Origin of the sequence: Novosphingobium fluoreni (assembly GCF_014196615.1) — a bacterium.
GTDB classification, from domain to species: domain Bacteria; phylum Pseudomonadota; class Alphaproteobacteria; order Sphingomonadales; family Sphingomonadaceae; genus Novosphingobium; species Novosphingobium fluoreni.
On sequence record NZ_JACIDY010000001.1, the window covers coordinates 370,223 to 391,334 of the forward strand.

Below are 21,112 nucleotides of genomic sequence, written 5' to 3' on the forward strand. Positions count from 1 at the left end.
CGCCTCAACGTACCGGCGGATCCTCGCGCGGTACGGCGGCCACAGGCGAGACCGGCTCTTCGGGCCGGCGCGGCGGGAGTGCGTTTTCCGGCACGTCGTCGATCTGCATGTCGGGCGTGGGCACCTTTGCCAGGTTGCGCGCCTCTACGATCACCTTGGTGCCATCGATGATGATCTGATTGAAGCTGGGCGGGGTGGAACGCACCCGCCTGGACAACGTACCCGCGCCGATCATGCGCACGGGGCCGGCGGCAGTCTGCTCGATCAGGTCGAACGGATCGTGGACATGGCCGGTCATCACGCCCAGCACCTTGCGCTTGGCCAGTTCCTCCAGCGCCTTGCCACCGCGCTTGGTCAGCACGCTGCCTTGCGAATTCACCTCAACCAGCGGATGATGGGCCGAGATCAGCACGGGCGTGCCTTCCGGCAGGGCATCGATCATCGCCAGCGTCTTTTTCAGTGCGGGACGGGTGATCCAGCCCTTGGACCAGTTGGTGCGCCACTGCGCACGCGCCGTGGTCTTGAGCGGCACGATGGCAAGGCCGCCCAAGTCCAGTTCCCGCTCCAGCACCGCCTCGATACTGCGAAATCGCTTGTAGGGGTCCAGGAACCGCTCGATCGGGTTGAAATACGGCATGTCGTGATTGCCGATCTCCACCGTCACCGGCACGTCCAGCGAGCTGATCCACTTGCAGGCGGCGACAAATTCCTTGTGGCGCGCCCGCATCGTCAAGTCCCCGGTGACGACCACCGCGTCGGGCCGTTCGGACGCGATGCAATCCTCAACCCAGTCCAAGGCCTGGGGATCTTCCAGCCCGAAATGGATGTCGCTGATGTGGAACAGCTTGATCGGACCGAGCCTGGAATCGCGCCGCATGTCGCCCGCTCTACCGTGCATCGGCCGTGGCCCAGAACGCGATCTTGCTGGTGTCCAAGCTGAATTCCTCTTCTACTGCGCCATCGTAGGGCTCGCCATCGATCAACAGGCCCATCGGTTTGCCATCCGGGCAGGCGATGCGCATGGTGCGATGGCGGCCCAGCCCATCGTGAGGACCGCTACGAAAGTCCCGTTGCAACAATGCGGCACCCTGCTTGGCAAAATCGAGCAGCGATTCCGCGTAGTAGCCCGCGCCTTCGATACCGTCCTGCTGCGGCGTGAGGGTGATGGCGGTATAGCCCTCCTCACGGCCGCAGTCGGCATTGAGACACGCCACTTTGGCGCCTGAAGTGGACTGGGCAAAGGCTTCGGTGGCACTGTTCCACAAATCGGTCAGCGTCGGCTCGCGCATCGCCTCGCGTACATCCGCCCAGGCAGTGCCCGGTCCGGCCAAGGCGCCCGTCAACCCCGTGGCGTGGCGTGATCCGATGACGGGCGGATAGATGCGATTGACCAGCCCTTCCCGAAAGCGAGCGATCACTTCAGGCCCGGTAGCATCGCCGTGCAGGCGCCGGGCCATCATGTTCATGGTTCCGCCCGGCAGCGGCAACACCGTGCCTTGCCAGCCCGCCAGCCCGGCAACGATCGAACTGATCGTACCATCACCGGCAAAGATCGCGACCGTATCGGCGCTGGCCGCGTCCAGATCGGCGGGCTTGGGCGCATCCTCACGCGGGAAGCAGGTATCGCCCACCAGCGCGAGGCCCGCATCGCCAAAGGCTGCGCGCAGATCTTCCAGCGCGGCTTCATCGTTGCTGCCGCTGGACTCGTTGTGGACCAGCCAGACCTTGGAGGCGGACAAGTCGCTGGCGTCGTGCGTGTTCGCTTGGGTCATGATCGTGCAACCGGGCGCGGGGAGGGAGGTTCCCCCTCACGTTCGTCCAGACAGAATTAGCCAGGCCGCCAGCGCATTGACGGCGCTATAGCACAAGTAGGCGGCGGCCCATCCAGTGGACCCGGCCGAGACCATCCACAACGCTCCCACCAGCATCGCGAATTCCACCACGAAGCTCATCCGCCCGCCCAGCGCGCGGAACAGCCGGGGCATCGCATCGACCAGGGGATGGCCACTTTCCAGCACGGCGCGGTGCGCGGCGAAATTGGCGATGCCCAGAATGAAAACGATCAGGATACCCATCGCCAGCCGATGTAACGCGCCCTTACCGCGCTGGCCAGCACGGCGATCCCGTGCGGCGTGTCAGTCCGAGGGAAAGGGCCAAGTCGTTCGTCGATAGCCATTCGTCGCTCGTCCTCCGTCCTTGTCGCCGGTCGACCGGCGGCGTGCCGCGGTCGAGCCTGTGCTGCGCGATCGGCGGGCCCGGTTCACAAGACCCTCATCGAGCCGCCAAACACCCCGGTCGGCTCCTCAAGGGAGAAAGACCATGTTGAAGACCGCTATGTTCGCCGCCCTCGCCGCCATCACAACTGTCGCTACTGCGGCGCCTGTCCTCGCCAAGGACGTGACCGTTCGGTACGGCGACCTCGATCTCGCCAGCGCCAAGGGCCAGAAGGAACTCAGCCGCCGGGTCGATCGCGCCGCCAAGGTCGCATGCGATTTCGAAGCCGAGAACCGCATCCCCAGCTACTCCGCGATGACCTGCTATCATCAGGCGCGCGCCAAGGCCTCCACCCAGGTCGCCACGATCGTGGAAGACGCCCGCCTGGGCGGCTGATCCGCCACCCCCCATCCCTCAACCCTCACAGCGCCGGACACGCCGTTCGCCTTGGGGCCATCATCCGGAGACCAGCATCATGATCAGGACCGCAACTCTCGCCGCCGCCGCCCTTATGGGAACGATGGCCATCGCTGCCCCCGCCTCTGCCAAGGACATCTCTGTCAGCTACAAGGACCTCGATCTGTCCACGCCAGCGGGCAAGAGCACTCTGGCGCGCCGCCTCGACCTGGCCGCGAAAGACGCCTGCGGCTTTTCCGAGACGCAGACGGGCAGCCGCCTTCCGCCCTACTCGGTCCGCCAGTGCTACAACGAGGCGCGCGCACGCTCCAAGGAAACGATGGCTGCAATCGTAGATCAGGCCCGTAAAGGAGGCTGACTTCAAACCCCGACCGTCTTCGTTCATCGCCGTAGCGATATAGCATCCGTCCGCGGCGGATGCCCCAGGGATTGGCTTGGATCTATCGCAAGGCTGCAGATATGACCCGCTATACCTAATCCCCGGGATGGCTGGCGGATAGGTTGCGAGCCTGCCGACAGGCATCTTGCGGAGCGCTGGCATGGATATCATCGTACGTTTTCCGAAGTTCAGCTTTCACGATCTGCCGAAAGTCTGGGCCCGCAACCGCGCGTTCGTGTATGATCGTAACGCCACGTCTTTCATCCCCACGCCGATGGAGCCGTGGCTGATCCGCATCCTGCAATCGGCGGTAGAGCGGCTAGGCCCCGGGGATGCGGCGCTGAAGGAAGACGTGAAGGCCTTTATCGGTCAGGAATCCCAGCACTTTCGCCAGCACCGGCTATTCAACAAAGCTATCGCCGATCAGGGCTATCCCGGCCTGATGGAATTCGAAAAGCGCCTTGCCGACGATCTCGTCGAATTTGAAAAGAACCGATCGCTCAAGTTCCTGCTGGCCTATGCGGATGGGTTTGAATCGATGGGTGCGGTTTCCGCGCAATTGTGGTTTGACGAGTTGAAGCCATTCGTTTCGCAGGCCGATCCGCGTATCGCCGATCTGTGGGGCTGGCATCTGGCCGAGGAATTCGAACACCGCTCAGTCATGTTCGATTTCTACAAGGCCCTGTTCTGTCGTGGGCCCGTGAACGCCGTCATAAACGGCTACTTCTATCGGCTGTACGGGTTGTGGTTCGCGATGAAGCACCTGGGCGGCTATACTGGTCAGATGATCGGCTACATGGCCAAGCAGGATCGGCCCGGCATGTCTCCGGGAGACAAGGCGCAGGTCAAGGCAGACATCGCAGCCTATATTCCGATTTATCGCAAGGCCATGGCTCGCAAGCTCGCGCGCAATTTGCTGCCTTGGTACAACCCCAGGCGCAAGAAAGCTCCGCGCGGCTTGCGCGAGTACCTCGCCCGCTTTGAAGAGGGTGGTGAGATGGCGCGCGGCAAGGCGGCAGAGCGAGCGGGAAAGCAGCCACTTACGTCGTGAACACCGCTTGTATCTAGGCTGATGTCCTGGCTGCGACGGCCTTATCGCCCCGCCAGTTTCTTGACTTTGGCCAGGTAAGTCCGCCCGATCCGCAGCACTTGTCCGGCCGTGGTTTCCGCAGACCACACGCCCAGCCCTTCATGCCGCAACCCGCCGATACGGTCCTGCCGCAAGATGCAGCTGCGGTGGATGCGGATGAACTGGGTGGGATCGAGGCGCTCTTCCAAGCTGGTGATGGTCTGGAGCAGCATGTAGCTCTGGCCATTCACATGCAGCCGCACGTAATCGCGCTCGGCATCGATACGATCGATGTCCGCCGCCGCGACGCGCACCAGTTCCGAACGGTGCGGCACCCAGAATTCTGTCAGCCATTCGCTCTCCGCCGTGGCCGGGATCGGGGCGACCGAGGCGCCCTGTCCGCGCCGTTGGCCGACACGCTGCACCGCGCGTTGCAGGCGTTCGGGCGAGACCGGCTTCAAGACATAGTCCACCGCTTCCAGATCGAACGCCTCTACCGCGAAGTGATCATGCGCGGTGACGAAGATCACGGCCGGCGGTTTGGACCGCGTGGCCAGGACGCGGGCAACACCTAGCCCGTCTTTCAGGGGCATCGTCATGTCCAGCAGGACCAGATCAGGCGCCAACGCATCGATCAGGCGCAGGCCCGCCTCGCCATCGCCGGCGGTGCCGATCACGGTGACGCCTTCCAGCTTGGCGCAGATCACCTGCAACCGTTCCACCGCCAGCGGCTCATCATCGACGATCAGAGTTCGCAGCGCTTCGCTGCCTGGCTCAATCGTCATCGCGGAGTTCTCCGTCGCGGTGCAGGGGCATGCGCAGGATCGTCCTGAATCCTCCGCGCGAGGGCTTGCCGAAATGAACCGATGCCAATTTGCCAAAGCGAGCGCGCAGACGATCGCGCACATTTTCCAGGCCGATGCCGCTGCTGGTCGTCCCGGGCACCGGCGTGCCGGGGCCATCGTCGCTCACTGCGATCACCAGTTCGTCACCCTCGCGGTGGGCGGCGACGGTTATCGTGACGGCTTCCTGCGTGGCGGCGACGCCGTACTTCACAGAGTTCTCCACCAGGGGCTGAAGGATCATGCCGGGCACCATGGCATCGGCTACATCCAGGTCGATATCGATTTCGCATCTCAACCGATCCGGGAAGCGAACCGATTCGATCTTGAGATAAAGCTTCTGCAACTCGATCTCGTCCGTCAGTGCCATGTCGCCGGTCGGATCGCCGGACAAGGTATGACGGTAGAAGGTCGATAGCGTCTGGATCATCGTTTCGGCATCGTCATACCGGCCGACCATGACCAAGGCGGACAGCGAATTCAACGTGTTAAACAGAAAGTGCGGATTGATCTGATACCGCAGGGACCGCAATTCGGCTTGCTCCGCAGCGCGGCGATACTGCCCTTCGCGGCGTTCGGCGGCACGCGCTTCCTCCGCCTTGGCCAGCGCGAAGTAGAACGCGGCCCAGGCCAGGACCAGGAAGTAGCGGCCAAATGCCGTGTCAGCGACCGCGGCCCAACGGCCCTGCTTCCCATCGGACGCGCCTTCCGGTTTTGCCGCCGTCGTCTCCCGCTCGCGCGTGTGGATGGTGATGGTGCGACTGCCCTCGTTCGTCGTGATAACGGAGGGAGCCGGCGGGGCCGGTGGCGCTTTGCTGTTCTCATCCGGGATCGGCGGCGGTGACGGGGGCGATGGCACATCCACCAGGATGTTTCCCAGGGGGTCGCGCTGGATACGCACCGTCCTCCCAACTTCCTGCTCCTGCGTCTTGACCTCCATGTCCGAAAAGATGCTGTCGTTGATGAAGCTCAGCAGCAGGCTGACGGGCAGCGCACCGATCACCACCACCAGCAGGCGGGTGTTGAACGACTTGCGATCGAACACCTGAAGCACGGGCCATAGGGCCGCCATCACCAGCATGGAGACGATACAGATCGTCAGCCGGCGTGAGACGATGGGCCAGATAAAATCCAGCCCCAGCAGCATCCCACGCAACGTGGCGACGGTGAAATAACACGCCCACAGCGCCGCTAGCGAAGCCAGGACAAGGCGCGCGGGGACGCGTGGGTGGGCAAGGTCGGTCATGGCCGGCCATGATAGCGCGATCGGCAGGGATGTCGCCACTGCGCTGGTCGAGCGGGATCGGGGGTTGGTCGATGAGGCGACGATGACCCCCTTGGTCGCGGCTAGACTATCAGTTCGTTTCGCACGCAGTCAGCGCGCGGCCTTCGTGTCTCGACACCACTCGGCAGGAAGGAGAGAAAAGGGAAGGACCAATCACTATCACTCCCATACCCCCGCACCTCGTCATCCCCGCAAAGACGGGGACAACCAGGTACGGATGGCAGCATCCAGGACTTGGCCAAAGCGGCGTTCAGACCGCCTCCGCCTCGCGCGCGATGCGCTCCTTCCAGACCAGCGGGGCGAGCTGGTGAACGTTGTTGCCCTCGGCATCCACCGCCACGGTCACCGGCATGTCGCTGACGGTGAACTCGTAGATCGCCTCCATGCCTAGGTCCTCGAAACCGACTACCTTGGCTTCGCGGATTGCGCGCGCGACCAGGTAAGCCGCGCCGCCCACTGCCATCAGATAGGCAACCTTGTGCTTGGCGATCACTTGCGTCGCGCCCTGGCCGCGCTCGGCCTTGCCGATCATCGCCAGCAGCCCGAGGTCGAGCATCATGTCGGTGAACTTGTCCATACGCGTCGCCGTCGTCGGGCCTGCCGGGCCGACCACTTCGCCCACCACCGGATCGACCGGGCCGACATAATAGATCGCCCGACCCTTGAAATCGACCGGCAGTTCCTCGCCCTTGGCCAGCATGTCCTGAATGCGCTTGTGCGCGGCATCGCGCCCGGTGAGCATGGTGCCGTTCAGCAGCAGGCGATCGCCGTGCTTCCAGCTCTGCACTTCCTCATGCGTCAGGGTGTCGAGGTCGACGCGCTTGGCATCCTTGTCAGGAGCCCAGGTCACATCGGGCCACTCGTCGAGTTTAGGCGTCTCAAGGAAGCTCGGCCCCGAACCGTCGAGCATGAAGTGCGCGTGGCGGGTCGCCGAACAGTTGGGGATCATCGCCACCGGCTTGCCCGCGGCGTGGCACGGCCATTCCTTTATCTTCACGTCCAGCACCGTGGTGAGGCCGCCCAGCCCCTGCGCGCCGATGCCCAGCGCGTTGACCTTTTCGAAGATCTCCAGCCGCAGCGCCTCGGTGTCGGTGCGGGGGCCACGCGCCTTCAGATCGTGGATGTCGATCTCTTCCATCAGCGATTCCTTGGCGAGCAGGATGGCCTTTTCCGCCGTGCCACCGATGCCGATGCCGATCTGTCCCGGCGGGCACCAACCCGCGCCCATCTGCGGGATCATCTCCAACACCCAGTCAACGATCGAGTCGCTGGGGTTCATCATCTTGAACTTGGACTTGTTCTCGCTGCCGCCGCCCTTGGCCGCGACGTCGACCGAAACCGTGTTGCCGGGCACGAATTCAACGTTCAGCACGCAAGGGGTGTTGTCCTTGGTATTGCGGCGGGTGAAGGCGGGATCGGCCACGATCGAGGCGCGCAACTTGTTTTCCGGGTGGTTGTAGGCCCGGCGCACGCCTTCATCGACCACTTCCTGCATCGACTTGTCGCTCTCGAGGCGGCAGTTCTGGCCCCATTTCAGGAACACGTTGACGATGCCGGTGTCCTGGCAGATCGGTCGGTGCCCCTGCGCGCACATCTTCGAATTGGCCAGGACCTGCGCCATCGCGTCCTTGGCGGCGGGGTTCTCCTCGCGCTCATAAGCGGCGGCCAGCGCCCGAATGTAGTCCATCGGATGGAAATAGCTGATGTACTGCAGCGCGTCGGCGACGCTGTCGATAAGGTCCTGTTCCCGGATAGTGACCATTTCGGCCATGATCGTTGCACTCCTGATACGGTCTTGCGCGATTCCATAGTCGCGGCTGTGCCCCGCAGTCAAAGCACTTGGCCCGCGCCACGCCATGACCTAGAAGGCGCGGCCATGGCAGCGCCCGCATACCGAGGCGGGCAGTGGAAGGATTTGACGAGGCTATGACGGTTACCGAGGATCAGCGGGATACCACGCTGGCGGCACGCCGGGCCATGATCGACAGCCAGCTGCGCACCAGCGGCGTCAACGAGCCCTGGATCCTGGAAGCGATGGGTTCGCTCGCCCGTGAGGACTATGTACCCGCGAACATGCGCGATGCCGCCTATATCGACCGCGCGATCGCGCTGGGCGATGGGCGCATGCTGGCATCTCCGCTCGTGCATGGGCGCTTTCTGGCAGAAGCCCGCCCGACGCAGGCAGACAAGGCGCTGCTGATCGGTGACGATGGCTATCTGGCAGCGCTTTTGCGCCCGCTGGTGGGCTCGCTCGACGTGGTGGCACCCGGGGATGCGGGCGCGATCGGTTCTGGCGATTACACGCTGATCATGATCGATGGCGCGATCGAAGCGCTTCCCGATGCTCTGGTCGATCGCTTGGCGCCCGATGGCCGCGTGGTGACGGGTCAGGTTTTGCGCGGCGTCACGCGTGTGGCCACCGGGCGCAAGGCGGCGGGCCGCGTGGCGCTGTTGCCGTTGGCCGAAATCGGTATTCCCGTTCTCCCCGAATTCGCCGCGCCTAAACGCTGGTCGTTCTGACCGTGACCCGGTTCGCGCAGCGTTCCGGGTTTCGGACTGGGGTGGGACTTCTGGCGCTGGTACTCGCGGGGGTGAGTGCCGGTGCGGCACAAGCCGATACTCTGACCGAGGCGCTGGTTCAGGCTTACCTGACCAATCCGACGCTCGAATCCTCGCGCGCCCAGCAACGGGCGAATGATGAGAACGTGCCGATCGCCAAGGCGGCCGGGCGGCCGAACGCGAACGTGACGGGTACGTACACCGAATTCGTCGAGCGCAGCGCCAATGCCTTCACCACTCCGGAGCGCGTGGTTTCGGCTCAGGCGCAGCTTGGCGTGCCGATCTACTCAGGCGGCGGGGTCAAAAACCAGATCAAGGCGGCCAAGATCCGCGTCGCTGCCGGTCAGGCCGATTTGCGCGGTGTCGAATCCTCGCTCTTCAACCAGGTCGTGGCCGCCTACATGGACGTGATCCAGAATCAGGCCATCGTCGGGCTGAACCGCAGCAACGTCGCCGCGCTCAACACCAACCTGCAGGCCACCGGCGATCGCTTTCAGATCGGCGACCTGACCCGCACCGACGTGGCGCAGAGCCAGTCGCGCCTCGCCTTGGCTCAGGGAGACTTGCGCACGGCAGAGGCCAATCTGGCGGGTGCGCGGGAAACCTATATCCAGCTGGTTGGCAAGGCTCCGATCGATCTTCAGCCGCCGCCCCCTTTGCCCAACCTGCCGGCCAGCGCAGACGAGGCCGTAAGCTACGCGTTAGACAGCAACCCCGATCTCCTTGGTGCGCGTGAGCGTGTAAAGGCGGCAGAGCGGGATATTGACGTAGCAGGTGCAGGCCGCCTGCCCACGGTGAGCCTTTTCGCCAATGGCAGCTACAACAATTACCTGAACACCCTTGCCAGCGGTGTTGCCGGCGTCTCGCAGACGGACCGACAAGGCCAGGTAGGCGCGCAGCTCTCGTTGCCTCTGTTCCAGGGCGGACGTCCGGCGGCGTTGCGGCGGCAAGCGCAGCAAAATGCCTCGGCGACGATGGAAACCGAGATCGCGACCGAGCGTAGCGTGATCGCCCAGGTCCGCTCCGCCTATCAGTCCTACCTCGCCGCCAGTGAACTGATCGCGCTGAATCAGACCGCAGTTGATGCCGCCGCGCTCAGCCTGGAAGGTGTACAGGCCGAAAACAGCGTGGGCAATCGCACCATTCTAGACATTCTGAATGCCGAGCAGGAGCGGCTGCGCGCGCAAGTGCAACTCGTGATCGCCCGGCGTAACGCCTATGTCGCCGGCTTCAGCCTGCTGGCAGCGATGGGCCGGGCCGAAGCGCGCGATTTGAACCTGGATGGCGGCGCGCTTTACGATCCGAACGTCAACTACAAGCGGGTGCGCGGCAAGTTCTTTGATTTCGACGACGATCCCACACCGGTCGCCCGATCGACGCGCACCGTTGACACACCGGTTCAGGGCGCAGACATTCCGGCAGCGGACCAGCCGCCTCCGGCGATTCAGCCAGGAGCAGCTGGAACAGGGGTTTCCGCTCCGGTCGGGGCGCAGAAGCCGGCAGGGGCAATTGGGGCAACAAGGCCATGAAGCAGAACGGCGAACCAAGCGTCGAGGAAATCCTGGCGTCGATCAAGCAGGTCATCGCGCGTGACACGCGCGCAGCTGCGATCTTTGAGCCGGTTCAGCCAGAAACAGCAGTGGCAGCCACCACCGCGCAGGCCCAGGCAGACACGGTGGAAAACGACGATGTGCTGGATCTGACCGAAGCGGTTGCCGCCGAAAGCCCACCGGCAGAGCCTGCTTCGGAAGAACCCTCGCCCCTTCTTGCCGAAGGAACCCGCAATGCCATGCGCGAATCGCTGGCCGCGCTGGCCGCGATTTCCGGCCCGGGAGCATCGCCGCAGATCGTGCGCTCCGGCGAAACGTCTCTCGAAGCGCTCACGCGTGAGTTGCTGCGCCCGGCATTGACCGAATGGCTCGACGCTCATCTTCCTGCATTGGTTGAGCGTTTGGTCGCCGCCGAAATCGCGCGGATCGTGGGCAAGAAGGCCTGAGATCTTCATCGCGACCGGGCCTTGCGATGACTTGGTGGATTTGCGCCCATGCGCTTCCTATCTGCACTGCATGATATTTCTGCCTCCCTACGCGGCCAGAGCCTGCGCGTGACCACATCCCGCAAAGATATCGACAAGGCGCAGGTCGCCTTTGTCAAGATCGGTGGCCCGATCGTCCGCCGCCAGATTTTCCTTTGCGCCGAGCCGCAGAAGGGCGAGTGCTGCCGTCCCGAAGTCGGCGCGGCAGCTTGGAAGTATTTGAAAAAGCGCCTGAAGCAGCTGGGGCTAGATGGCAGCGGCGGCGTCGCCCGGACGAAAGCCGATTGCCTGCGCATCTGCGTGGCCGGGCCGATCGCGGTCGTCTGGCCGGACGGGGTCTGGTATCATTCGTGTACGGAGGATGTGCTGGAGCAGATCATTCAACAGCATCTGATCGGCGGTAAGCCGGTGGAGGCGTTTCGCCTGCGCCCGCCGCAAGGGGCAACATTGGAACCCATTACCGTAGAGGATTAGCGTTGCGCCAGCTTGTCAGCCCAAGCCCGCCCGTACTGCCGCCAGATCGATGCCCAGCCGCTTGACGCGGTAGTAGAACGTCTCGCGCGGAATGCCCAACGCCCCCAGCGCCGGCCCGATTTCGCCACGCGCATTCACCAAGGCCTCGACGATCGCCCCCCGCTCGAAATCGCGAACGCGGTCCGGTAGCGGCATTTCCGAAGGGGTTTGCGCGATCTGCTCGCCCAGCCCCAAGACCTGCCGCTCCACCGCCATCTCCAGTTCGCGCACGTTCCCCGGCCAGTCCGCCCGGCTCAGGAGCGAAACGGCCTGCGCCAGCGGCGGTACGGGTCGTCCATGCGTTTCGGCCAGAGCCTGCAGGAAGTGCGCGGTCAGCAGCGGCAGATCCTCCAGCCGCTCGGACAACGGGGGCAAGCGCAGGGAAACCGCTGCCACTCGGTGATATAGCGCAGGCAGGACATCATCGCGCCGCCCCTCGTCCAAGGTGGCGATGATGCGCAGATCAACCGGCTGTGGATCGCGCGCTTCCAGGGCGACCGCGCGCCGTTCCACCAGTTGCACCAGGCGATGCTGCAGGGGTGCTTGCGCCCGATCGAGATTGTCGAGCAGCAAGGTGCCGCGATCGGCCCCGGCGATCAGGCCATGCGCGGTGAACAGGTCTTCGACCGACCCGACCGGCGGCGCCGCGCAATCCAGCGTGACGAAGCGATGCCGCGCGCGCTTGCCCGAGCGGTGAATCAACTTCGCCAGCAGCGCCTTGCCGGTCCCGGTCGCGCCCTCCACCACGATGTCCAGGTCCGTCTCCCCCAGCATCGGGATCATCGTGCGCAAGCGCTGGATCGCGCCGTTGCGGCCGATCAGGCGGTCCGAAGGCGACGTATCGACCGCGGCGCGGAGTTCACGGTTTTCCAGCGTAAGGCGCCTCGTGGCGACAGCCCGGGCCACTGCGCTCAGCAGGATGTCAGGATCAAACGGCTTGGTCAGGAAGTCCCAGACCCCCGCCTTCAGAGCATCGACCGCCATCTCGATATCTCCGTGGCCGGTGATCAGGATGACGGGCAGTTGCGCATCCCGCTCTCGCAAATGGCGGAACAGCTCGATCCCGGACATGCCGGGCATTCGCACATCCGTTATCACGACACCGGGGTAATCCAGGTCGATCGCGTCCAGCGCCGCCTTTCCATTCCCGAACCGCGCGACCGAATACCCCGCTAGCGTCAGGAGTTGCCCGGTCGCCGCCGCCAGATCGGCGTCATCGTCTACCAGCGCGACAGTGCCTGCGTTCATGCCGCCACCATCTCTATCTCGAAGCGAGCGCCCACCGCGCTTTGCGCCAGCCGCAAGGTCCCACCTAGTTCCACCATGATATCGTGCGAGATCACCAGCCCGAGGCCCAAGCCCTCCGCGCGGCTCGTCACGAAGGGTGTAAACAGGCGGGAGGCGACATCCGGCGCGATGCCCGGGCCGTTGTCCTGAACGCTCAGGACCACCTTCGGGCCGATGCTGATATCCATGACGATTTGCGCATCTTGCTGGCCTCTCAAAGCCTCCAGTGCGTTTTGCAGGACATTGACCAGCACCTGCTCCAGCCGCACGCGCCCCCCCGAGACGAGCACAACAGGATCGACCGCCGGGCGCACCAGGCGGATGGGGCGCAATTGCTCTTTCAGGATCAACAGCGCACCATCGACAACCTCGGCCACCGGGACCGGCCGTTGCTGTCCGCTGCGCCGACGTGCGAAGCCGCGCAATTCACCGGTCACCGCGCCGATCCGGTCGGAGAGACCGGCGATGGTGGTGAGATTGGCCCGCACCGCTGCATAGTCGCCGCGATCCAGCAATTGCTCCGTGGTGCGCGCATAAGTCCTGATCGCTGCCACCGGTTGCGCTGTTTCATGCGCCACGCTGGCGGTAACCTGGCCCAAGGTCGCCAGGCGATTGGCTTGCCGCAAGCTCTCACGCAGTTCGGCGGCCCGCGCTTCGCTGGCGGCGCGTTCCTCGATCTCCTGAGTCAATTCCGCCGTTCGCGCCGCTACGGCCTCTTCCAGATCGGCGGTGCGACGGCGCGCCAGCCGCCCGCGTTGCCGCAGCGCCCAAGCGAGCGCGGCCAGCGCGATGGCGCCCAGCCCTGCACTGAAAGCCGCGACACGTTGCGCTGCGTGCACCGGCTGCGTGGAGATACGGCTGAGCGTAAGCGTCCAGCCGGACTGTCCGGTCTTGACCGTTTGTGACACGCGATCGCCCTCGATCCGCAAGGGCCGCACCGTGCCGGGCGGTACCCTTGCCTCCGCCTCGACAGCCGCCACTATCGCCGGTGTGAGCGGGCGCGTGCCGGCAAAGCGCCAGGCGGGGCGGCTCGTTACCAGCACTACGCCGTTGCGGTCCCGCACGAACGTGTCACCCCCCGCCCGCGCCCAGTCCGTCTCCAGCCGATCGAACGCCAGCTTGATCACCACGATGCCGCCAGACGCCACGCGGCGTGAAAGGTAGAGTCCAGGCTCCCGGCTCACAGTGCCCAAGGCAAATTGCGAGCCTGCCCCGCGTTCGCGCGCCTCGCGCACATAGCGGCGAAAGCGATAGTCGTTGCCGATGAAACTGGCGGGCGTGTTCCAATTGCTGGCGGCAACCGCCATCCCGTTGCGATCCACCACATAGAGCGCCGCCGCACCGGTTGTTTGCGCCAAGGCTTCCAGCTTGCGACTGAGCATGGCCGCCGCACCGCTTTGCCCCGCCAAAGTCGCCACCACATCCCGGTCATCCGCCAGCGCCAGCGGGACAAGGCTGAAGCGGGCGATCTCGCTATCCAGCAGCGAGGCACGCAACTGCGCATCCGTCAGGACCGAGGCTGCTAGCCCGGCGCGCGCGCGATCGCCGGCGACCTTTGCCGCCAGCGCCGCGATCCCGAGAGCCACGAGCACCGCGACGATCAGCCAGACAACCTCGACATAACGCGATCGAACCATCGCGAAAGATTAGCGCCTCCTCCACGCTGTGCAAGTTCTTGCACAAACGTCGCTACCGGCGTGGAAGTTTCTGCACGGCCTTATCGTCCCAGGGTGGTTATAGAATTGATATAACTAGATTTTTTCTCGAAGCATTTTATCTTCGCCCGCGTCCCGGCTCATGAGAAACTCTTCCGATCCGATGAACCGCCCGCAAGTGGCGCAAGGAGAGGCCCAAACTCATGATCCTTCCCGATCAGCACCATGCCGGCAGTCATCTGTCCAAACCCAAGCCCTGGTATGCGCAGCTATACGTCCAGGTCCTGATCGCGATCACCGCAGGCGTCCTGCTGGGGCACTTCGCACCTGACACTGGCGAGGCGATGAAGCCAATCGGCGATGGCTTCATCAAGCTGGTGAAGATGATCATCGCGCCAGTGATCTTCCTGACGATCGTGACCGGTATCGCCGGAATGCGCGATCTGGGCGCGGTGGGTCGCGTGGCGGGCAAGGCGTTCGCCTACTTCCTGTTCTTCTCCACGCTGGCGCTGATCGTCGGGCTGATCGTGGCCAACGTCATCCGGCCAGGAGCGGGCCTCAATATCGATCCCGCCACGCTGGATGCGGGGAAGATCGCCGATTATGCCGCCAAGGCGCATGAAACCACGCTGACCGGCTTCCTGCTGGGCGTGATCCCCGACACGTTCCTCTCGGCGCTGACCCAGGGCAACATCCTCCAGACGCTGTTCGTCGCCATCCTGTTCGGCATCGGCCTTGGCATGATCGGCGAGCGCGGCGACCGGGTGCTGACGGCACTGGAAGACCTGTCGCTCGCCGTGTTCAAGGTAGTCGCGATTCTGATGCGGGCGGCACCTGTCGGCGCGTTCGGCGCGATGGCGTTCACCATCGGCAAGTATGGCGTGGGCACGCTGGCGAACCTCGCTGCGCTGGTCGGCACGTTCTATCTTACCAGCTTGCTTTTCGTGCTGGTGGTGCTGGGCACGGTCAGCTGGCTGGCCGGTTTCTCTATCCTGCGCCTGATCGCCTATCTGAAGGCAGAGCTGCTGCTGGTGCTGGGCACGTCCTCGTCCGAGAGCGCCCTGCCCTCGCTGATGGAAAAGATGGAGCGCGCCGGCTGTCCCAAGTCGATCGTGGGTCTGGTCGTGCCCACCGGCTACTCGTTCAACCTGGATGGCACCAACATCTACATGACGCTGGCCGCGCTGTTCATCGCGCAGGCTTGTAACGTCGATTTGTCACTGGGCCAGCAACTGCTGCTGCTGGGCGTGGCCATGCTGTCGTCCAAGGGCGCTGCGGGCGTGACCGGGGCAGGTTTCATCACGTTGGCGGCCACGCTCTCGATCGTGCCTGACGTGCCGGTCGCAGGCATGGCGCTGATCCTGGGCGTAGATCGCTTCATGAGCGAATGCCGCAGCCTGACCAACTTCATCGGCAACGCGGTCGCCACCGTGGTAGTCTCACGCTGGGAAGGCCGACTGGATCGCGAACAGTTCTCGCTCGCGCTGTCCGGTCACAGTGCCCGCATCGACGAGATGCCCGCCACCGCCGTCCCCGCCGAATAAGGACGCCGACATGACCCGCTATGCAACCGCGCTTGCGAGCGCCACGGCCCCGCTCGCCCTGATGATCGCTGCTCCGGCGCTGGCCCAAAGCGCCGTGGCCCCATCCACCAACGCCCAGCAAGGCACCGCGCAGACCCCCGGCGTTCAGCGCTCCACGGCTCCCAGCGAGACGGGCCAGACCCGTGCCGCGGCAACCCCGGTGGTGACATCCTACCCGGCGGCGGCGGCCGGCGATGGCGCAACCACGGGCGGCTACAACTTGTCACGCTGGGCAGAAGACTGGCGGGTCATGCGCGATCCGGCCAAGCGGGACGATCCGCTGGACCGGCTGAAATATCTGCCACTGGACGATGATGGCGACATTTATCTCACCTTGTCCGGCGAGGCGCGGCTGCGCGTCAACATGACCAGCAACCCCAACTTGCGTGAGACGCCCCATCAGCGGCAGGACATCCGCCGCCTGACTGCAGGCGCGGACCTGCACGTCGGCCCTCACCTTCGGTTCTATGGTGAGGTGGCGCATGGCGGCATCTCAGGGCGTAACCTCGGCGCGCCAGCAGCGACGCTGCGCAACGACTTGGTATGGCAACAGTATTTCGTGGAAGGCAACACCACCCTCGGCGATGTGACTATAGGGGCGCGCTACGGCCGGCAGGAGTTCACAGACGGGCCAAACTTGCTGGTCTCGCAACGGGATAACAACACGATCCGTTACACTCTGAACGGGCTGCGCGCCTGGGCACGCGGTTCGAAGTGGCGGATCGATGCCTTCGATATGCGCCCCACAGCCTATGGCGATCTGGGCACGGACGATGATGTGAACGACCCTGCCCGCCGCTTTTCCGGCGTGACGTTCGGCGTCGTCCTGCCCGAAAAGCTGCTGGGGGAATCGAAGCTGTATCTCGATCCTTTCGTTTGGCGGCGGCGCAACAAAGTGGGGGCCTGGGGCGGCAGGATCGGGCCGGCCACCCGCTGGTACGCCGGCGCGCGGCTTTGGGGTGACGCCGGGCCGCTGACGATCGACTGGTCGGTTAATCACCAGTGGGGCCGCTATATCAACCAGGACATCGACGCGTGGCAGGCCTTTTTCGCGCAGATCTATCGCCTGGGCAAATCGCCGACTTCGCCTCGGATCGGCTTCCATGTCGATTATGCCAGCGGCGGTGGCGGCTATGGCGATGGCAAGCTGCGCGATGCCTATGCCCCGTTCGGCAACAACATCTACTACAGCTATCAACTGTCCCTGACGCCCTCCAACCTGATCGCCGTGGCGCCGAACGTGACGTTCTCACCCGCCCGCAAGCTGCGCGTCACCGCCGAGTACCAGCTGACCTGGCGCGATAACACGCGCGATGCCGTCTATCGCGCCAACGGCCAGCCTTTCGCCGGAACGCAGAACGTGCGGGATGCCAAGATCGCCAATCTCACCCGGGCACAAGTCGTCTGGACGATTTCGCCCCGCTTGTCCTTCACCGGGCGATACGAGCATCTGGCGGCAGGGCCATCGCTGACGAAGGCCGGCTATCGCAGCTCGGACTTCTTGGCTGGCTGGCTGAGCTTTCGGTTCTGAAGCACGAACCTAGCGGTTGCGCTCTTCCTCAAGCTTGTCGGCGATCGCGTCATCGTGACCGGTGCCGCTGGAGAGGAAGATCAGCCCCATCAACGCAGAGGTGAGCAGCATGGTGAAGCCGATCCCCAGCGCGGCGGCGATATACATGTGGATCGAGACCATCCCGTTGCTGCGATAGAGCACCCACAGCGAACCGATGACCAGGGTGACCGTGACCAGCATCATCCAGCGCAGGATGCGCCGGAAGCGAGCCCAGGCGTGCGCCGCCTTTTCCGGATCGTCGAGAGGGGAGCGCGGAATCATCGATAGCCCATGTGCGATGTCCCGCCCCCGCTTGCAAGGCCCGCCGCGACCGGAAGAGGCTTGGGGGAGAGAGGCCCATTTGGCCACCCCGCAGGCGTGTGATACGCTGCCTTACCGATAAGACCAGGAGATCGCTTGCCATGACCATTGGCCGTCTGATCCAGGGGCGCGAAGCCGCCGTCTTGAGCTGCCGTACCGATACGCTCGTCCATGAGGCGGTCGCAATGCTGGCCGAAAGGCGGATCGGCGCAATGCCTGTCGTGGACGACGGTGGGCTGGCGGGCATGTTTTCGGAGCGGGACGTCATCTACGGCTTGCACCAGCATGGGCCGCAGGTGCTGTCCCAAACCGTGGGCAATGTCATGACTGCGCCCGCCGTTACCGTGGAACCGGAAACCACCGTCCTGCAGGCGCTATCGTTGATGACGCGCCGCCGCATCCGCCATCTGCCGGTCCTGAGCGGGGGCGTGATGGTCGGCTTGGTTTCGATCGGTGACCTGGTGAAGCACCGTATCGACCAGATTCAGTCCGAGGCGGAAGCCATGCGCAGCTATATCCAAACGGCCTGATCACGATTCCGTACGGCGCTTGCCGCAAGGGGCGGCGGCGCTTACATCATGGCCATGGATACTGCAGTGCAAGCCCCGATCACGCTCAGCCCCTCAGCCGCGGCGCGCGTCGCCACGATCGCGTCCAAGCAAGGCAAGGCGCCCGTCCTGCGCCTCTCCGTGGAAGGCGGCGGGTGCTCGGGCTTCCAGTACAAGTTCGGCCTCGCCGAAACCGTGGACGACGCTGATGTCGTGGTGGAAACCGATGGCGTGCAGCTGGCCGTAGACGATATCAGCATCGATCTGGTGCGGGGGTGCATCGTCGACTATGTCGAATCCCTTGGCGGCGCGGCGTTCCGCGTAGAGAATCCGCAAGCCACCGCCGGCTGCGGCTGCGGTTCCAGCTTCGCGATCTGAGCACCGAGCGCGATGTCCGGCATCATCAAGGTCGCCTCGTTCAACATCAACGGCATCAAGGCGCGCCTGCCGCGCTTGCTGGAGTGGCTGGAAGAAACCCGCCCCTCGGTCGCCTGCCTGCAGGAGATCAAGACACAGGACGAAGGCTTTCCCGCCGCCGACTTCGAGAAGCTGGGCTACAAGGCCATCTGGCACGGCCAGAAGGGCTTCAACGGTGTGGCCATCCTGGCCGATGGCGAACAGCCTGAGGAAATACAGCGCGGGCTGGAAGGTGAGCCCGAGGATGAGCACTCTCGCTATATCGAGGCGCAGGTGTTCGGCATTCGCGTGGCATGTATCTACCTGCCCAACGGCAATCCGCAGCCTGGCCCCAAATTTGATTACAAGCTGCGTTGGATGGATCGGCTGCACGCGCGGATGAAGGCTATCGCGGCGGAGGAAGTGCCAGCGGTCGTCACCGGGGATTACAACGTCATCCCCACGGATCGCGACGTCTGGTCACCCCCCGCGATGGCGCCCGATGCGCTGATGCAGCCGGGATCGCGGGACGCCTATTACCGCCTGATGCACGATGGCTGGACGGACGCGCTGGCCACGCACAATCCTCGCGGCGGGGTGTGGACGTTCTGGGATTATCAGGCAGGCGCATGGCAACGGGATCATGGCTTTCGCATCGATCACGCCTTGCTTTCGCCCGAACTGGCCGATCGCCTGGTGGCTAGCGGCGTGGACAAAGCACACCGCGGGCGCGAGAAGGCCAGCGATCACGCGCCGGTCTGGGTGGCGTTGCGCGCCGCCTGAACATCCGGCCGGCATAGCCGATCCGCTACGCTTGAGGCCTCAACGATAGAAGATGTGATTGTCCACGCGGGCAAGGCGGGTCAACCGCCAGCTGGGCGATACGCGGGCGGCGTGAAAATAGAGCGCGCCGGTCGCTTCGCTGCGCCACATCCCTTGATCGGCGATACGCGCGACCGCAACGGCCTCATGCCAGTCGGATGAGCTGGTGCGCACCGCAGGCATGCTCCGGCCCCTTACGAATGAGAACTGGGACGGTTGGTAGACGACGCCGCAGTAGCTGCTGGGGAAGCGGCCGGACTTGGATCGATTCACGACAACGCGACCAACGGCCAGTTGGCCTTCCAGAGATTCGCCACGCGCTTCGAAATAGATCGCGCCAGCCAGGCAGCGCATCTCGTCGGAAAGATTTTGTCCGGTGGGCTGGGCATCGACGAGAGCGTCGAGCGATCCAGCGTGCGCTGCGGCTAGATTGTCACCCTCTTCGGCCTCAGTGCCAGCTTGTGGCAGCGCCTGGATGATCGGTCTGGAAATAAATTCAGTCGAAGCGGTCGGCGACACCAGGGTCGGGATCATCGCTTCTGCCGCTGCACCTGCTGCCCTTACGGTAAACAAGCCGGTTATCAGCGTTCCGGCCAGCGCAACCGCGCTAGCCAAACGGACTTTTCGTAACATTCAAGGCGTTCAAAAAGCGGCGAGCATCCGTCGCATGCGGGAACTGTTTGTTCCTGAAGCACGTTGATTGAACGTGCACGCCTGCCGATGGCCCTCCGTCTGCGTGCTAGCTGGTGCGCTGAATTGCGCTGCCGGCCGCTTCCGCGTGTGAGCGACGGCGCGGATGGCCTACCGCAGTTGCGAAGTCAATCAGCTTTCAATTGGACCGGCGATGAAGCGTTCGGGGTTTTCGACGTCCAGTTCCACGATCCACAGGTCAGGGTCCTGATGTCGCCTGCGATTCAGGTACTCGCCGAAAGCAGCAGGATCATCGGCGGTCTCGGCTTTGGCCTGCGACCATCCCCGCGTACCATCCGGCTGTGGCGCTATCTCGTAAGCTATTGAAAGAGAACCGCGATTCGTTAAGATCAGCATCAAGGTTCCAGCGTCCCGTTCACCCCTGGCCAATACGGTCGCGAAGCCCCCTTCGGCTTGAACCTGGCGGATCAGGCCGGACACCGTGATATGGGTGGGAGGGCGCATCGGCAATCTGGCGATTAGACCGCCGAGTAACCCGGCAGGCCTGACAACGCGATGCGCGAGCGCATGAACGTGCCGGTCCCGCGCCCCACTTCATCGCCTTCCTCGTCGATCAGGCGCGATTCGGCGACAAGGACACGACGCCGTCCGCTCACCCAGTGTCCCTCGGCAACAAGGGTGCCGCCGCGCACCGGCTTGCTGAGATGCAGGTTGAACGCCGTGGTCAAAAGAAAGCGATCCGTGACCAGCGAATTTGCGGCATAGAACGCCGCATCATCCAGCATCTTGAAATAGAGCGTGCCATGGGCCGCGCCAGCGGCATGGAAGACATCGGGCTCTACCTGGAAAACGATCCGCGCGCGGCCCTCTGCCGTCACCGACAGCGTGGATTGAAACATCCGATTGATCGGCGCGGAGGCGTAAAGGCTCTCCAGCGCCCGCCAATGAAGCGCTGCTCCGGAGGTCATATCTGTCGATTCCGGT

24 protein-coding genes are annotated in these 21,112 nt (G+C 64.2%); 12 read left to right on the top strand and 12 right to left on the bottom strand.

All coding sequences use genetic code 11. From position 1 onward, the window contains the following. Positions 1-4 precede the first annotated feature (4 nt). From GGR39_RS01790 to GGR39_RS01800, 3 genes are read right to left on the bottom strand one after another with little or no spacing between them, the layout of a single operon-like run. On the bottom strand, positions 5-877 hold the full coding sequence (locus GGR39_RS01790) for a metallophosphoesterase family protein (RefSeq protein WP_058735682.1): 873 nt from the start codon (positions 875-877) through the stop codon (positions 5-7). A 10-nt stretch (positions 878-887) separates the two neighbouring features. Further along, complete coding sequence (locus tag GGR39_RS01795) at positions 888-1,772, bottom strand: diacylglycerol kinase family protein (protein ID WP_183615618.1); 885 nt, start codon at positions 1,770-1,772, stop codon at positions 888-890. 36 nt (positions 1,773-1,808) lie between these two features. Next, positions 1,809-2,075, bottom strand: coding sequence for a hypothetical protein (locus GGR39_RS01800; RefSeq protein ID WP_183615619.1), 267 nt, complete (start codon positions 2,073-2,075; stop codon positions 1,809-1,811). 244 nt (positions 2,076-2,319) lie between these two features. On the opposite strand from GGR39_RS01800, the gene GGR39_RS01805 reads away from it, so the two are divergent. The 3 genes from GGR39_RS01805 to GGR39_RS01815 all read left to right on the top strand — a co-directional run bounded on the left by GGR39_RS01805 (position 2,320) and on the right by GGR39_RS01815 (position 4,061). Then, positions 2,320-2,610 (top strand): UrcA family protein, encoded by a 291-nt coding sequence (locus GGR39_RS01805; protein ID WP_082667852.1) that lies wholly within the window; start codon positions 2,320-2,322, stop codon positions 2,608-2,610. A gap of 79 nt (positions 2,611-2,689) precedes the next feature. Then, complete coding sequence (locus tag GGR39_RS01810) at positions 2,690-2,989, top strand: UrcA family protein (protein WP_183615620.1); 300 nt, start codon at positions 2,690-2,692, stop codon at positions 2,987-2,989. Between the two features lie 181 nt (positions 2,990-3,170). Next, positions 3,171-4,061: a metal-dependent hydrolase gene (locus tag GGR39_RS01815; RefSeq protein ID WP_183615621.1), complete on the top strand. Its 891-nt coding sequence runs from the start codon at positions 3,171-3,173 to the stop codon at positions 4,059-4,061. 41 nt (positions 4,062-4,102) lie between these two features. Here the strand turns inward: GGR39_RS01815 and GGR39_RS01820 are convergent, their stop codons facing one another. The 3 genes from GGR39_RS01820 to GGR39_RS01830 all read right to left on the bottom strand — a co-directional run bounded on the left by GGR39_RS01820 (position 4,103) and on the right by GGR39_RS01830 (position 7,977). Further along, a complete protein-coding gene (locus tag GGR39_RS01820; RefSeq protein WP_183615622.1) occupies positions 4,103-4,864 on the bottom strand; it encodes a LytR/AlgR family response regulator transcription factor in 762 nt (253 codons plus the stop codon). Further along, complete coding sequence (locus GGR39_RS01825; RefSeq protein WP_183615623.1) at positions 4,854-6,167, bottom strand: sensor histidine kinase; 1,314 nt, start codon at positions 6,165-6,167, stop codon at positions 4,854-4,856. Before GGR39_RS01825 ends, GGR39_RS01820 begins: the two co-directional genes overlap by 11 nt. 289 nt (positions 6,168-6,456) lie before the next feature. Continuing rightward, positions 6,457-7,977 (bottom strand): fumarate hydratase, encoded by a 1,521-nt coding sequence (locus GGR39_RS01830; protein ID WP_183615624.1) that lies wholly within the window; start codon positions 7,975-7,977, stop codon positions 6,457-6,459. Positions 7,978-8,132: 155 nt separating this feature from the next. On the opposite strand from GGR39_RS01830, the gene GGR39_RS01835 reads away from it, so the two are divergent. Genes GGR39_RS01835 through GGR39_RS01850 form a run of 4 tightly spaced genes read left to right on the top strand, consistent with a single transcriptional unit; the run spans position 8,133 to position 11,274 of the window. After that, the gene (locus GGR39_RS01835) at positions 8,133-8,726 is read left to right on the top strand and encodes a protein-L-isoaspartate O-methyltransferase family protein (RefSeq protein WP_183615625.1); all 594 of its coding nucleotides are present in this window, start codon (positions 8,133-8,135) and stop codon (positions 8,724-8,726) included. Between the two features lie 2 nt (positions 8,727-8,728). After that, the gene (locus GGR39_RS01840; RefSeq protein WP_183615626.1) at positions 8,729-10,294 is read left to right on the top strand and encodes a TolC family outer membrane protein; all 1,566 of its coding nucleotides are present in this window, start codon (positions 8,729-8,731) and stop codon (positions 10,292-10,294) included. Next, entirely contained in the window at positions 10,291-10,761 is a 471-nt protein-coding gene (locus GGR39_RS01845; protein WP_183615627.1) for a DUF2497 domain-containing protein, read from the top strand. The genes GGR39_RS01840 and GGR39_RS01845 overlap by 4 nt, the downstream gene beginning before the upstream one ends. A gap of 48 nt (positions 10,762-10,809) precedes the next feature. Further along, the gene (locus GGR39_RS01850) at positions 10,810-11,274 is read left to right on the top strand and encodes a (2Fe-2S) ferredoxin domain-containing protein (protein WP_246388185.1); all 465 of its coding nucleotides are present in this window, start codon (positions 10,810-10,812) and stop codon (positions 11,272-11,274) included. 15 nt (positions 11,275-11,289) lie between these two features. Here the strand turns inward: GGR39_RS01850 and GGR39_RS01855 are convergent, their stop codons facing one another. Further along, positions 11,290-12,561, bottom strand: coding sequence for a sigma-54-dependent transcriptional regulator (locus GGR39_RS01855; RefSeq protein ID WP_183615628.1), 1,272 nt, complete (start codon positions 12,559-12,561; stop codon positions 11,290-11,292). Then, on the bottom strand, positions 12,558-14,237 hold the full coding sequence (locus tag GGR39_RS01860) for a sensor histidine kinase (protein WP_183615629.1): 1,680 nt from the start codon (positions 14,235-14,237) through the stop codon (positions 12,558-12,560). The genes GGR39_RS01855 and GGR39_RS01860 overlap by 4 nt, the downstream gene beginning before the upstream one ends. A 221-nt stretch (positions 14,238-14,458) precedes the next feature. Here GGR39_RS01860 and GGR39_RS01865 point away from each other — a divergent pair, with 221 nt between their 5' ends. After that, positions 14,459-15,799: a dicarboxylate/amino acid:cation symporter gene (locus GGR39_RS01865; protein ID WP_183615630.1), complete on the top strand. Its 1,341-nt coding sequence runs from the start codon at positions 14,459-14,461 to the stop codon at positions 15,797-15,799. Positions 15,800-15,809: 10 nt separating this feature from the next. Next, positions 15,810-17,369: an alginate export family protein gene (locus GGR39_RS01870; protein ID WP_183615631.1), complete on the top strand. Its 1,560-nt coding sequence runs from the start codon at positions 15,810-15,812 to the stop codon at positions 17,367-17,369. A gap of 9 nt (positions 17,370-17,378) precedes the next feature. Here GGR39_RS01870 and GGR39_RS01875 read toward each other — a convergent pair whose 3' ends face one another. Beyond that, complete coding sequence (locus GGR39_RS01875) at positions 17,379-17,672, bottom strand: hypothetical protein (RefSeq protein WP_183615632.1); 294 nt, start codon at positions 17,670-17,672, stop codon at positions 17,379-17,381. 140 nt (positions 17,673-17,812) lie between these two features. On the opposite strand from GGR39_RS01875, the gene GGR39_RS01880 reads away from it, so the two are divergent. The 3 genes from GGR39_RS01880 to xth are packed head-to-tail and all read left to right on the top strand — an operon-like array spanning position 17,813 to position 19,438. Next, positions 17,813-18,241 carry a CBS domain-containing protein gene (locus GGR39_RS01880; RefSeq protein WP_183615633.1) on the top strand — a complete coding sequence of 143 codons (429 nt, stop codon included), beginning with the start codon at positions 17,813-17,815 and terminating at the stop codon, positions 18,239-18,241. 54 nt (positions 18,242-18,295) lie between these two features. Continuing rightward, on the top strand, positions 18,296-18,637 hold the full coding sequence (gene erpA / locus GGR39_RS01885; RefSeq protein ID WP_058735745.1) for an iron-sulfur cluster insertion protein ErpA: 342 nt from the start codon (positions 18,296-18,298) through the stop codon (positions 18,635-18,637). Between the two features lie 12 nt (positions 18,638-18,649). Continuing rightward, positions 18,650-19,438: an exodeoxyribonuclease III gene (gene xth / locus GGR39_RS01890; protein WP_183615634.1), complete on the top strand. Its 789-nt coding sequence runs from the start codon at positions 18,650-18,652 to the stop codon at positions 19,436-19,438. A 39-nt stretch (positions 19,439-19,477) separates the two neighbouring features. On the opposite strand, the gene GGR39_RS01895 is transcribed toward xth, so the two are convergent. The 3 genes from GGR39_RS01895 to GGR39_RS01905 form a co-directional block, all read right to left on the bottom strand. Further along, positions 19,478-20,110, bottom strand: coding sequence for a cell wall hydrolase (locus GGR39_RS01895; protein WP_183615635.1), 633 nt, complete (start codon positions 20,108-20,110; stop codon positions 19,478-19,480). A gap of 189 nt (positions 20,111-20,299) precedes the next feature. Then, positions 20,300-20,608, bottom strand: coding sequence for a DUF1491 family protein (locus GGR39_RS01900; protein ID WP_343055751.1), 309 nt, complete (start codon positions 20,606-20,608; stop codon positions 20,300-20,302). Between the two features lie 38 nt (positions 20,609-20,646). Next, positions 20,647-21,096 (bottom strand): PaaI family thioesterase, encoded by a 450-nt coding sequence (locus GGR39_RS01905; protein ID WP_246388186.1) that lies wholly within the window; start codon positions 21,094-21,096, stop codon positions 20,647-20,649. Positions 21,097-21,112: the final 16 nt, after the last annotated feature.